The sequence below is a fragment of the Azospirillum brasilense genome (assembly GCF_008365405.1).
GTDB classification, from domain to species: domain Bacteria; phylum Pseudomonadota; class Alphaproteobacteria; order Azospirillales; family Azospirillaceae; genus Azospirillum; species Azospirillum brasilense_D.
Genome location: NZ_QOKV01000005.1, coordinates 195483 through 207794 on the forward strand (window position 1 = coordinate 195483; position 12312 = coordinate 207794).

Genomic DNA, 12312 nt, shown 5'->3' on the forward strand with positions numbered 1-12312 from the left:
GTGCCAAATTCACCGCGCTGAACGACGTGCTTCGCTGTTAGAGCCGCGCAGAGGTTGCTGGCGTTCGAACGCCTGATCGAAGGCCGGTGCCGCCTGTATGGCAGCCTGGCCCCTTCACCCGATGTGGGTCGGAACGAGCACGAACTCCCGCTTGGCCGCGCCGGGGTCGGTGAGCTTGGGGAAGAAGCCGATGACCGCGACCTTCACCGGGCCGAAGCGGGAGTCGGCGTCGTAGGTGGTGTGCAGCGCCGTGTAGCCCCGGCGCTCGACCGCCTGCACGTCGGCCAGCAGCGAGGTGTAGATCTCGCGCTTCTTCACCGGCTCGCCCGGCCCAGCCAGATCGCTGAGCATGAACGAGTAGACGTCCAGGTTCTCGCGCAGGATGGCAACCGCCTCGGCCGCGTCCGGCGTGCACCGGCCGTCATCGACCAGGTAGGCCTGGCAGCCCAGCAGGGCGGCGGCCTGTGGCTGCGTCTTCAGCGGTGCGCAGGGCACGGCCAGTCTGCCCTCGAAGAACCGCATCGTCTCCATAAGCGACTCATCGAAGCCGCGGCGCGACCGCGGGCGGTGGAAGTCGCCTTCCTTGAACTCGAGCGCCACCGCCACGCGGTCCAGCGACTCGGTGCTCACCGCCTCGCCGCGCTCGATCCGCTCGACCGTCGACAGGGAGACGGCCGCGAACTGCGCCAGCGTCTCCTGCTTCCAGCCGCGCAGGCGGCGCCACGCCGTGACCAGCGCGGCGATCTCCTGCGGCGACGCGATGAACAGCGCGTCGGGGTCGTCCATGAGGTTGGCGTCGTCGGTGTGGCCAGTGAAGTTCGGATCGTGGAAGCCCATCGTGCTGTCTCCTTGGTCATCGGGTGCCGCGGATGATGGCGCGATGGGCCGAACCAAAGGAGGCCGGAAAACCCTTCAGCGAACGGAATGCCCCGTCGCGGATTGAACACTTATGGTCGGCGTGGGACCGTTATGGTCCTCCCGGTGAGACGTGTGCACGCTGATTGCTCTGCGGGTCCGCGCCTTCCAACGCAGCAGCAGGGTCGTGGTGAGAAGCCTTAGCAGCATGATGAGGCGTCCTGTGATGCGGTGAGTGAGCCCGCTCAGTGGCCATGCGCTTGGTGGCAGGCCACTGTCGCTTCAGGGTTCGCCAAGTCGTGCAGGATCGGGCAGTCCGGCCGGTGGTCGCCGTGGCAGGCGTCGGCAAGCTCGCGCAGCGTGTCGGCCATCGCCTGCATCTCGGCGATCTTCGCCTCGAGCTCGGCGACGTGGTCCAGCGCCACCCGCTTCACCTCGGTGCTGGCGCGGTCCTTGTCCCGCCACAGCCCGACCAGGTGCTGGATGCGCTCGATGCTGAAGCCCAGCGTCCGCGCCCGCTTCACGAACCGTAGGATGTTCACCTCCTGCTTTGTGTAGACCCGGTACCCTGAGGCGGTGCGCCCCGCCTCGGGGATGAGCCCGATGCTCTCGTAGTAGCGGATGAGCTTGGCATTCACGCTGGACGCCTTGGCCGCTTGCCCGATGTTCATGTCCGCCTCCCTGTTCCATGTGCCCCGATCCCGCCGGTCACGCCGGGCACCGGCCCGGGCGCGACCGGCGTTCTCAACGCGCCATCGCCTTGTGGTTCATCTGTCCGTGACCCATGGCATCGTGGTTCATCGCGCCGTGGTCCATCTGGCCGTGTCCGCCGTGCATGGACATGCCGTGCACCATGGACGGGTCGAGCTGGATGGTGCTGGCGTCGCCGGGGAAGCGGTCGATGACGCTCTCCAGGAACCCGATCTCGTAGGTCTGGTCCTGGACGATGTCGAGGTTCATCCGCCGCAGGAGCCCGTTCTCGCCCTTCGGGTCGGCGTTGTAGGCGCGTGCCATGTCGAGCGCGCCTTGATGGTGCACGATCATCGCCTTGGCCCAGCGCACGTCGTACTCATCGACCGCGCCCGGCGTCATGAGGTGGTCGAGGGCCGTCGGCGGCGGTGCCTTCACGTAAGCCAGCTGGTGCTCCAGCCCTTCGGTGGCCACCGGCCGCCGAACGAGCTTCGTCGCGCCGAAGTCGGCCAGCACCTTGGGCGGCTGCTCGACCTGCCGCTTCACCTCCTCGAGTACGGCGATCTCATAGCGCTGGTTGGTGATGATGGCGCCCGCCATGTTCCTCAGAACCGGGTTCTTGCCCTTGGCCAGGTACTCCTCGGACATCGTCAGCGCGCCCGCATGGTGCTCGCGCATGCCGGTCACGTAATCCAGGTCGGCCTTCACAACGGCGGGGTCCACCGTGCCGCCCGAGACCAAGTCGATCTCATAGACGGCGGTGTCGTGCCGGTCCCCGGCGCCACCGCCGTCCGCCATGGCGGACGAGGTCGCAGAGAGCGTCAGGACGAGGGCCAAAACGCTGCCCAGCAGCGTGTTCGCCTTCATGGACATGATGCGTGTTCCTCAAGCGGCGGGCGCGGCGTCGTAGCCCGCGTCGGCCAGGGTGCGGATGATCAGGTCGGCGCCGACGTCGCCCTTGACGGCGAGGCGGCGGTTGGGCGGGTCGGCCTGGATGTCCTTAATGCCGGGGACAGCGACCAGGGCCTTGCGGATGGCGTTGGCGCAACCGCCGCACGTCATGCCGGGAACGGTGAACTGCAACATGGGTATCCTCCTCGACGGGGTCCTTCCGGACTGGTCCGGTTCGTCTCTGGAGGAGAGCGTCCACCTTCCAGTCATTGGAAGGTCAACGGTCTTGTGGAAGCCTCCCCAAGGCGTTGCACGCATGCCTCATCCGCTTTGCCTGCATGCGCAGCCCTCGTACATGAAGCCCAGGAGCTTGATGCCGGGGAGGTAGCCCACCTTCAGGTCCGTGATGCGGAACCCGGCCGCGTGAATGAGGTCGTCGATCTTCCGATCCAAATGGCAGCCTCCCGCGCACTTCCTCCACAGCGGCGTCAGGCGATGTTGCCAGCGGCGGACGCCGGGGTCAGGCGCGAGGCCGTGTTCGGCGAAGCGCAACTGCCCACCCGGCCTGAGCACCCGGCGAGCCTCCCGCAGTGCCGCGACCGGATCGGGTATGCTGCACAGCGACCAAGTCACCACCACTGTGTCAAAGCTGCTGTCGGGAAAAGGCAGCTGCTCCGCAGTCTGCTCAATCAGGGTCACAGGGCGGGGTGACACGGCCGCCGCTCGCCGCACCAGGGCCAGCAACTCCGGAGACGTGTCCACGCCAACGATCTCCTCGGCCGCTCCGCCGTAGAACGGGAGGTTGCGCCCGGACCCGATCCCGATTTCGAGAACACGCCCCCGCGCACCGCCGACGACGCGGGAGCGGAAATCCCTGAGCATCGCCTGCCCCATCGCCCAGTCGGTGAGCCGCGGCAGTATGTGATGCTGATACAGGCTCATGCCCTCGTGTCCCTGGAGGTTTCCCGCCCGCAGGCCCTTCACGCTTCAAGGCGGCTCAATACGACAGCAGCGCAAACCCCCGGAGTTGGCAATCCGCCACGGCAGTCATGGCAGACAGGGCAACGCCGACACAGGGGTGTGTCGCCTCCGGCTCCAGGCCACGCTCGGCGAGGGCCTGTCCGCAAACAAAGAGTCGGACGCCCTGCTCGTCAAGCCGCTCGAGCAAGAGGGCATTCGGGTTGCCACCGGAATGCAAGCGACGGTGGGCGTCGTCGGCCAGCATCGCCCGCGTTGCGGCCCCAGCCCCCACCACCACGACGTCCAGCCGCTTTGCACTGCCGACATCGGCCGCGTACAGGTTCAGGAACCGGGCCACCCGCTCCAGACCGGGGTTCACCCGGTCCTCCTCTGGAGGGGCCTGCGTCACGCTGAACACGACCTTGTAGTCGAGCGCCGGGTCGAATCGCAGTGCCGCGTTCGGAAAGAACCAGGCGCCGCCGAACCCGTCGATCACGGGCTTCTGCACGCGCTGCATCGGCTTGTCCATGCTCATTCCTGAACCTTCCATGCGTTATTGCCCGGAGGCAGCCTTGACGAGGCGCACGTCGCCCAGAGCTGGGGACGCCACCTTTTCCATGGCCCTCAGGGCCGTCTCGACGATCTCCGTCACCTTGCGGTCGAGCTTGTGTACATCCTGGCCCCCTTGAAAGGTCGTGTAGCCGTGCGTGCCCTTGAGCATGCCGGTGTGCGTGACGACCGAGTAGAGGCGTGCATCATCAAGAGGCTTTCCGTCGACCTCGAGCGTGCCCACGCGCTGGCCACGGGGGCGGTTCAGGTCGACCGACCACCGCAGCCCCGTGGTCTGCACCAGCCCGCCAACGCGCTCCTGCGGGCGCTCCGGCTTCTGGTTGGCCGCGCTCCGCTCGAGCACCTCCCGCAGTTGCGCGCCCGTCAGCTTCAGGGTGACGACCCGAGAGGGATGGGGCAGCAGGGCGTAGAGATCCTCGCGCGTGACCGGGCCGGGACCGATGGACACGCCGTAGCCCACGCCGGGAAGCAGTGCGACCTCGGCGCCCGTCTCCGTGCGCAGGATGTCGCCAACCAAACGGTCGAAGGGGCTCTCCGAGCGATAGCGCCGACCGATGCGGTCCCGCGCCGTCGCCATGACCTCGGTTAGCCGCTCACGGAATGGGGCGCGGAGGTCCTCGATGATCTGGGTGACCTGCGGGTCGGCCGGGACGTCCGCCGACCAGAGCGTGTGGTTGGTTGCGCGCACCCCCGCGAGCTTCCCGTCGGCGACCCGGATCTCCACCTCGCCCAGCACCGTGCCGTCGGAGGCGGCCTGGACGATCCGGGTTTCGCCCACTTTGTCCGGATTCTGTAGGTCATCATGCGAGTGCGCGGCGACGATAACGTCGATCCCGGGGACCTGCCGTGCAAGCTCACGGTCGACCTTCGTGCCCTGATGCGAGACGACGACCACCACGTCCGCCCTCGCCCGGATCTCCGGTACGTGACGGCGGGCTGCCTCGATGCCGTCGGTGAAGGACAGGCTGGCCACGTTGTCGGGATCGGTCGTGAGCGGGGTGTTGTGGTAGCCGAGCGCGAGCAGCCCCACCCGGATGCCGCCCGTATCCACCACCATGGTCGGGTCACCCAGGAATGGCTGGCCCGTCGTGCGGTCCAGGACGTTGGCCCCGCGCATCGGGAACCGGACCATCTCCTGCAACTCGCGGGTCCGCTCGGCGCCGTAGTCGAAGTCGTGGTTGCCGAAGGCCATGAACCGCACCCCGACGGCGTCCATCATCCGTACCATGGCCTCACCGCGGGTCAGGTTTCCGAGCAGGTCGTCGCTGAAGGCATCGCCGCCGTGTACCAGAATGACGCGATCCGCCCCACGCTCTTGGCGGATGCGCTGCACGGCCGTTGCCAGATGCGCGATGCCGCCGACCGTTCCGGCGCGCTCGAATTCCTGCGGCTCCCGACCCGGGTCGCCAGTCTGCGCGGTTGCATTGCCGGGGGCGACCCGGACTGGCATGTGCCGCCCATGAAAGTCGTTGACGTGAAGCAGCGTGACGGTGCCGTTCTTGGGCCCGGTGGCAGAACCGCCTTCCATTGGCGCGGCGAACAGCGGCAGCGCCATGGCCGCTGCGATCAGATGGCGCATAAACTTGCCTCTCATGTCTTGACCGTGGCAGGAGCCTTGGGCGTGCGCTTCAGCCCCGCTTCGGGCTCTCCACGGGCAGGTTGGCCGCCTTCCACGCCGTCCAGGAGCCAGGGACGTTGATCACCTCGCGGAAACCTCTCCTCTTGAGCAGGCTGGCCGCGATGGAGGCCCGGTAACCGGTGCCGCAATAAGTCGCGACTTCCTTGTCGCGGTCGAGTTCGTTCAGGTGCTCCGCGAGGTGTGGCACATAGATGTGTCGAGCACCCGGCACGTGACCCTCCGCCCATTCCTCGTCGGTGCGCACATCGAGGACGATCAGGTCACCGTCCTGCCGATGCCGGTCAAGATCCTGCACGGTCCACTGGCCGACATGCGCCAACTCGAACCCGGCGTTCTGCCAACTGCTCATGCCGTCGAGCAGATGGCCGCCGATGGTGTCGTAGCCGAGCCGGTACAGGTGCTCGACGACGAGGGCGAGGTCGCGCTCGCTCTCGACGATCAGCAGGAGCTCGCGGTCTGGGTCGACCATCCAGCCGACCCAGGTGGGAAATTCGGGCCGCAGTACGATGTTCAGGGCGCCCGGCACATGCCCGCCGCCGAAGGCCAGGATGGAGCGCGTGTCCAGCACCAGGGTGTCGGGCTTCGAGGCACGCTCCCGGAATTCCTCTGGCGGCAGCGGCGGCACCACGGGCAGTCCCCCGCGCAACGGAGGCCCCGCCGCGTTGACGTTCTTCAGGCGGGCGTAATGGCGCGGCGGCTCCGGCATGCCGCTGAGCATCCAGCGCACGAATTCGTCTTCCGAACGCGGGCGCAGGGCCTCGCTGTAGGTCCGCTCGTTGCCAATGGTGCTTTGGTTGCGGTCACCAATTGCGCGACCGCATGATGACCCGGCACCGTGGCCGGGATAGACCTCGACCCGGTCGCCCAACGGCACCAAGGCCTCGAACAGGGAGCGGTACAGCTGCTTGGCCAGCCTCTGCTCCGTACCATCGCCCAGCAGGTCGGGACGGCCGACGTCGAGGTTGAACAGCGTGTCGCCGGTGAAGACGGCGAATGGATCCTCACCTTGCTTGGCGTCGAAGGCCAGCAGCGACATGTGCTCGGGGGTGTGTCCCGGTGTGTGCAAAGCACGCAGGCGCACGCTGCCAAGGCCGATCTCGGCGCCTTCCGAAAGTTGGTGCAGGTCGAAGCGGTAATCCTCCGACCGTCCGCCATGGATCGTAGCGCCGGTGCGGGCTGCCAGCTCGCATGCCCCTGACACGAAGTCGGCGTGAATGTGCGTCTCGACAATGTGAACGATCCGCACGCCACGGCGTCGAGCGGTCTCGAGGTACACGTCCACGTCGCGGCGCGGGTCGATGACCGCCGCCACGCCTGCGGCATCGTCGCCGATGAGATACGACAACTGGGCGAGACCCTCGGCCTCGATCCGATCCAGGATCAGTCCCATGATGTCTTCCTTTGTTGTTGCCGAAACGCGGGGTCACGCCGGTCGGCCAACGTCGTCCACAACCTGCCGGAGCATGTCCCGGACCTGTCCGGCGATGCTGGCGAGCTTGGGGTTGTCGATGGCTTGCATGGAGGACACCGGGTCCACCGCCGAGACCTCGACCTTCCCGTCCTCGCGCTGCTGGACGATGACGTTGCAGGGCAGCATGGTGCCGATCTTGTCCTCAGCCTGGAGCGCTTGGTAGGCCATCTGGGGGTTGCAGGCGCCAAGAATGCGGTAGGGCCGGTAATCCACGTCCAGCTTCTTCTTCAGCGTGGCTTGGACGTCGATTTCGGTCAGCACACCGAAGCCGTGCTTCTTCAGGACCTCGATGACGGTCGAGACGGCCTCGTCGAACCGCATGTCGCCGGTCTTCGAAAAGTGATAGCTCATTGCGCTCCTCCGTGCGATGTCGGCTGAGGATTCATGGGCTCATGCAAACGCCTGCCAATTCGCTGGCGACATTCCATTAGATTGTAGCAAAGTCTAATGCGCATGGGATGGCAGGGGAACAGGCGACGGCGATTGGAGTTCCGAACCACCCCTCACGAGTCTGTGAGCGGAATGCGGGTTGCGCCAAGCCCCCGCCGAACGTAGCTTCGATGCGGGATGACGAGAGGATGCGCGTGCCACACACGGCGAACATGATCCGGTCACTGGGGACGGCACTGCTCGTGCTGGCCACGCTGGTCGCGTTCGCCGGTCCCGGATGGGCCCGGGCGTTTGCCCCCGTGGACACACTCCGGTCGTTCCCGGCTGCTCTCGTCGACACCGTCTCCGCGGAGGAACTGGAGGCGGTTGTTCCGACGTTCCTGACCGCCGCTGACGGCACCGACCGGCCCTGCAACAGACGCGACGCATCGACCGGGACGGCACGGTGCCCGACCGCCGTTCCATGCCTCACGGTGTGTGGCGGGCTTCCGAACGCCGCGTTCGCCGTTCCGCCACCTTCCGTGGGTGCCGACAGCTATGCGCGCGTCGTCAGCGACCCGTCACGGGGCATCACCACGCTCCCCGACCTGCCACCCCCGCGCCTGTCCGCCTGAGCCACCACGAATCCGCCGTTTCGCCGGGCGTTGCCCGCCGCCGACGCCGTTCGTGTCCAATCCCCAGCAGACTTGCCGCTCCACTCCGGAGCGCATGGCCCTGTTCCCTCAGCGGACGGACAACGCGATGTCGAACACCATCACCCGGCGCCCCTCGTCGGCGCCGTTCGCCGCCGTGCTCGGCGGCGTCCTCAAGGCCGCGACCGGCCGATTTCCGGACGCCCTACTGGCAGCCGCCATACTCGCCCTGCTGCCCCCCGCCGCCGCCGCCTCGGTCGGCACCCCGTCAGCGGCCGAGACCTCGACGGTGCAGATCCTGGCCTCAGTCGACGCTGCTGGTCAGGCACAGACCATTCCGGCGGGGCTTCGCATCGCCCTGAACGACGGCTGGAAAACCTACTGGCGCTCGCCCGGAGACGCGGGCATGCCGCCCCGAATGGACTGGACAGGCTCCACCAACGTCGCGTCCATCGCGGTCCGCTGGCCCGCGCCACACCGCTTCTCGACCTTCGGTATCGAGACCCAAGGCTACACCGGCGAGGTCGTCCTCCCCCTCGAGGTGACCGTCGAGCGCCCGGGCGAGCCGGTTTCACTCCGCGGCAAGGTTGACCTGCTGATGTGCAGCGAGGTCTGTGTCCCGGCCACGCACCAGGTCGGCCTCGACCTGCCCGCAGGCCCCGCCACACCCGACCTGGCCGCAGGCAACCTGATCGCGCGGTTCGACGCCCGAGTCCCTGGCGACGGAGGAGGGTCGGGTGTCACCGTCGAGGGAGCCTGGACCGATCCCGCGCGCGAGGCGCTCGTCGTCCGCGTGGCGTCGACCACGGCACCGCTGGCGGCGCCCGATGCCTTCGTCGAGGGTGGCGACTGGGCGTTCGGCAAGCCCGAGATCGCGTTCGAGGACGGCGGGCGCGCCGCCCTGCTTTCGCTGCCTGTAGTCGCCGGACCGGACGTCGTCGGCATGGCCGACAAACCCCTCACCGTGACGGTCGTCGACGGCGAACGCGCCGCCGAGGCCAAGATCACCGTGTCGTCGGAGGCGCCCTTGCCGGGCGACCGGCTCACCGACCTGCTGCCTGTGCTCGCCCTGGCTTTGTTGGGCGGGATGGTCCTCAATCTGATGCCCTGCGTGCTGCCGGTGCTCTCCCTCAAGCTGATGTCGGTGGTCGGCCAGCAAGGCCAGGAGCGCCGCCGCGTGCGGTTGGGCTTCCTGGCGACCGCCTCCGGCGCCATCGCCGCCATGCTCGTCCTGGCGGGCACCCTGGCGGCCCTGAAGGGGGCGGGCGGTATGGTCGGCTGGGGCATGCAGTTCCAGCAGCCCGTTTTCCTCGCCGTCATGGTGGGCGTCCTGATGGCCTTCGCGGCCAGCATGGCGGGCGCCTTCGAAATCCGGCTGCCGTCCTCGCTGTCCACCGCCCTCGGCACCGTCGGCGGCGACGGACCGGTCGGGCATTTCGCCATGGGCGCTTTCGCCACCCTGCTGGCCACACCCTGCTCGGCGCCGTTCCTCGGCACTGCGGTCGGCTTCGCGTTGGCCCGCGGCCCGCTGGAGATCCTCGCCGTGTTCGGCGCGCTCGGCGTCGGCTTGGCCGCCCCGTACCTGCTCGTCGCCCTGTTTCCGGGCGCGGTCGCTCTGCTGCCCCGGCCGGGGCGCTGGATGGGCACGCTCCGGCGTCTGCTCGCCCTGGCCCTGGCGGGGACGGCGCTCTGGCTGGTGACGGTCCTCGCCGCGCAGACGTCGGTCGGCACGGCCGCCAGCGTCGTCGCGGCCACCCTGCTGGCCGTCGGTGCTCTCGCTCTGGCCACCCGGGGCTTCGGGACCGTGAGCCTCGCGGCCGGGCCGGTGGCCCTAGTCGCGCTCGCCACGGCGGTCGCCATCCCCATCGTCCTCGACCGCGCAGCCTCGGCCGCCGCTTCCGCGGCATCGGCGCGGTGGCAGCGGTTCGAGCAGGCGGAAATCGCCAAGCTGGTCGCGCAGGGCCAGACCGTCTTCGTTGACGTGACGGCGGACTGGTGCGTCACCTGCATCGTCAACAAGAAGCTGGTGATCGACCGCGAGCCGGTGGCCAGCACCCTGTCGAGCGACGGCGTCGTCGCCATGCGGGCGGACTGGACCAGCCCCGACCCGGCCATCGCTACCTACCTCGGACAGCACGACCGCTACGGCATCCCGTTCAACGCGGTCTACGGGCCGGGCGCGCCGCACGGCATCGTCCTGCCCGAGGTGCTGTCCGAAGGCGCCGTGCTAGACGCCATCCGGAAGGCCCGGGCGGCGGGGTAACCTCGGCGTCTCTCACGCCTTCCGAAACATCTCACCCGGCGGGCGAGCAACGGTCTTCCCGCTACCATGCCCCGCGCCGAGCCTAGCCAACCGAAACACCCGAGTGCGGCGCAGCGCTCACCAGAATCCCGATCGCCGCCTCCGGGGATCCCCGAGCGGCGGTCCCCCCAGTCGCAACACGGAGCCAAGAGTCCCATTATGACCTCCCGCCTCGTCACGACCCTTCTCACCGTCGCCGTCTCCGCTGTCGCGCTCGGCGCCGGGGCCGTCGCCGTCCAGTCCTTCGTCGTCTCCACCTCCGCCGCGGCGACGGCGGCCCCGTCCCTGGTGGCGGAGCTCGGCCCGGATGCCCTGACCCGCGGCCCCAGCGCGGTGGTCGTGGGCAACCCGCAGGGCGACGTGACGGTGATCGAATTCTTCGACTACCAGTGCCCGGTGTGCCGCAAGGTCCACCCCTTCCTCGAGCAGTTGGTCGCCGAGGACAAGAACGTCCGGGTGATCCACAAACACTGGCCGGTGTTCGGCGCGCCGTCGATCTACGCCGCCAAGATCGCGCTCGCCGCGCGCTGGCAGGATCGCTACGAACAGGTCCATCACGCCTTCATGAACATTCCCGGTCGCTTCGACGAAGAAAAGATCCAGAAGGCGGCCATCGCTGCCGGTCTCGATGTGGCGCAGGCCGAGCGTGACCTGAAGGAGCGCGACGCGCAGGTCGATGCCGCTTTCAAGGAGGCCTCGGCGCAGGCGGCGATGCTGCAACTCCAGGGCACGCCCGGCTTCGTCATCGGCAGCTATCTGGTTCCCGGTGGTCTTGACCTGAAAACCATGAAGGAAATTGTCGCCGACGTCCGTGCCAAGAAGCGTGGCGGCAAGCAAGGCTGACCCGGCATGACGCTCACCGACACCCTGCGGCCACCGCTTCGCGCTCTGCGAGGCGCCGCCGCAGCCGCTGCCACCTTCCTGGTGCTGGGGACCGTCACCGCCGTGTGGCCGAACCCCGTGTTCATCCGCATGACGCCGACCCAAGGGTTCGAGATCTGGCTGCTCGCCGTCCAGGCGGTGCTGGTCGGGGTCTACGTGACCATCCGGCGGCCGATGTGTTCGCCCCGCGGTGCCGGACTGGGCAGCGTTCTCTGGTTCCTCGGGATCGCCTGCCCGACCTGCAACAAGCTCCTGCTGCTGGTCTTCGGGGCAGACCTACTGCTCGCCCACTTCGAGCCGTACCGCCTTCATTTGGCCGTGGTCGGCGTCGCCGTCACCGCGGCGACGGTCGCGTGGGAGTGGAGACAGCGCCGCCACGCGGTGGTCTGTACGGTTGACATCTCGGACCACATCCTCCGGGAACGCATCAGTCCGCCCAAATGTTTGCGGGGCAGACGGCGCCGCCCTCGGTCGCGGCGCCGTCCACCGGAACCGACACAGGAGGAATCATGCTGCCTGCCACCGCGTCGCGCGTGGAGAACGCCACGTCGGCGGACCTCAACCGCCGCTTCGCCGCCGAGATCGAGGAGAGCCTCCGCCATCACGCCGAGCACCCAGAGGCGATCGACCAGCGCCTGGACGAGCTCGACCACGAGTGGGACATCGAGCGCACGCTCGAGGCCAACGCGGCGACGCTGGCGCTGACCGGCACGGTGCTGGGCGCCTTCGTGGTCCGCCGTTTCCTCATCTTGCCCGCGGTCGTGACCGGGTTCCTGCTCCAGCACGCCCTCCAAGGCTGGTGCCCGCCGGTCCCGGTGTTCCGCCGCCTGGGCGTCCGCACCACCGCCGAGATCGACCGCGAGCGGTACGCGCTCAAGGCTCTGCGCGGCGACTTCCGGCGGCTTGACACGACGTCCCCGAACACGACCCCGCGCCAGCGCGCCGAGGCGGCGTTGGACGCCGCCGTGGCATGACCCACCCGAGGTGCCCGCGGCCGGTATCGGTCCGGGCTCCACGGCGACCCGCACAC

13 protein-coding genes are annotated in these 12312 nt (G+C 68.4%); 4 read left to right on the forward strand and 9 right to left on the reverse strand.

Going from position 1 to position 12312, the window contains the following annotated elements:
• Positions 1-114: 114 nt before the first annotated feature.
• From DS837_RS11235 to DS837_RS11275, 9 genes are all read right to left on the reverse strand, one after another.
• Complete coding sequence (locus DS837_RS11235) at positions 115-837, reverse strand: helix-turn-helix domain-containing protein (protein WP_149164815.1); 723 nt, start codon at positions 835-837, stop codon at positions 115-117.
• Positions 838-1100: 263 nt separating this feature from the next.
• The gene (cueR, locus tag DS837_RS11240; protein WP_149164816.1) at positions 1101-1526 is read right to left on the reverse strand and encodes a Cu(I)-responsive transcriptional regulator; all 426 of its coding nucleotides are present in this window, start codon (positions 1524-1526) and stop codon (positions 1101-1103) included.
• A 73-nt stretch (positions 1527-1599) separates the two neighbouring features.
• Positions 1600-2418, reverse strand: a complete 819-nt coding sequence (locus tag DS837_RS11245; protein ID WP_149164817.1) for a DUF305 domain-containing protein — start codon at positions 2416-2418, stop codon at positions 1600-1602.
• 12 nt (positions 2419-2430) lie between these two features.
• Positions 2431-2631 (reverse strand): heavy-metal-associated domain-containing protein, encoded by a 201-nt coding sequence (locus DS837_RS32045; RefSeq protein ID WP_170295823.1) that lies wholly within the window; start codon positions 2629-2631, stop codon positions 2431-2433.
• A gap of 126 nt (positions 2632-2757) precedes the next feature.
• A complete protein-coding gene (locus DS837_RS11255; protein WP_149164819.1) occupies positions 2758-3378 on the reverse strand; it encodes a class I SAM-dependent methyltransferase in 621 nt (206 codons plus the stop codon).
• Positions 3379-3433: 55 nt separating this feature from the next.
• The gene (locus tag DS837_RS11260) at positions 3434-3931 is read right to left on the reverse strand and encodes a DsrE family protein (RefSeq protein ID WP_170295824.1); all 498 of its coding nucleotides are present in this window, start codon (positions 3929-3931) and stop codon (positions 3434-3436) included.
• An 18-nt stretch (positions 3932-3949) separates the two neighbouring features.
• Positions 3950-5545: a bifunctional metallophosphatase/5'-nucleotidase gene (locus DS837_RS11265; RefSeq protein ID WP_170295825.1), complete on the reverse strand. Its 1596-nt coding sequence runs from the start codon at positions 5543-5545 to the stop codon at positions 3950-3952.
• 49 nt (positions 5546-5594) lie between these two features.
• Positions 5595-6995, reverse strand: coding sequence for an MBL fold metallo-hydrolase (locus DS837_RS11270; RefSeq protein WP_149164822.1), 1401 nt, complete (start codon positions 6993-6995; stop codon positions 5595-5597).
• A gap of 33 nt (positions 6996-7028) precedes the next feature.
• Positions 7029-7427, reverse strand: a complete 399-nt coding sequence (locus DS837_RS11275) for a DUF302 domain-containing protein (RefSeq protein WP_149164823.1) — start codon at positions 7425-7427, stop codon at positions 7029-7031.
• Positions 7428-7654: 227 nt separating this feature from the next.
• On the opposite strand from DS837_RS11275, the gene DS837_RS11280 reads away from it, so the two are divergent.
• From DS837_RS11280 to DS837_RS11295, 4 genes are all read left to right on the forward strand, one after another.
• Complete coding sequence (locus DS837_RS11280; RefSeq protein WP_149164824.1) at positions 7655-8080, forward strand: hypothetical protein; 426 nt, start codon at positions 7655-7657, stop codon at positions 8078-8080.
• Between the two features lie 175 nt (positions 8081-8255).
• Positions 8256-10361 carry a protein-disulfide reductase DsbD family protein gene (locus tag DS837_RS11285; protein ID WP_247889879.1) on the forward strand — a complete coding sequence of 702 codons (2106 nt, stop codon included), beginning with the start codon at positions 8256-8258 and terminating at the stop codon, positions 10359-10361.
• A 198-nt stretch (positions 10362-10559) separates the two neighbouring features.
• Positions 10560-11243, forward strand: coding sequence for a DsbA family protein (locus tag DS837_RS11290; RefSeq protein WP_170295826.1), 684 nt, complete (start codon positions 10560-10562; stop codon positions 11241-11243).
• A gap of 548 nt (positions 11244-11791) precedes the next feature.
• Complete coding sequence (locus tag DS837_RS11295) at positions 11792-12256, forward strand: DUF2892 domain-containing protein (protein WP_211102186.1); 465 nt, start codon at positions 11792-11794, stop codon at positions 12254-12256.
• Positions 12257-12312: the final 56 nt, after the last annotated feature.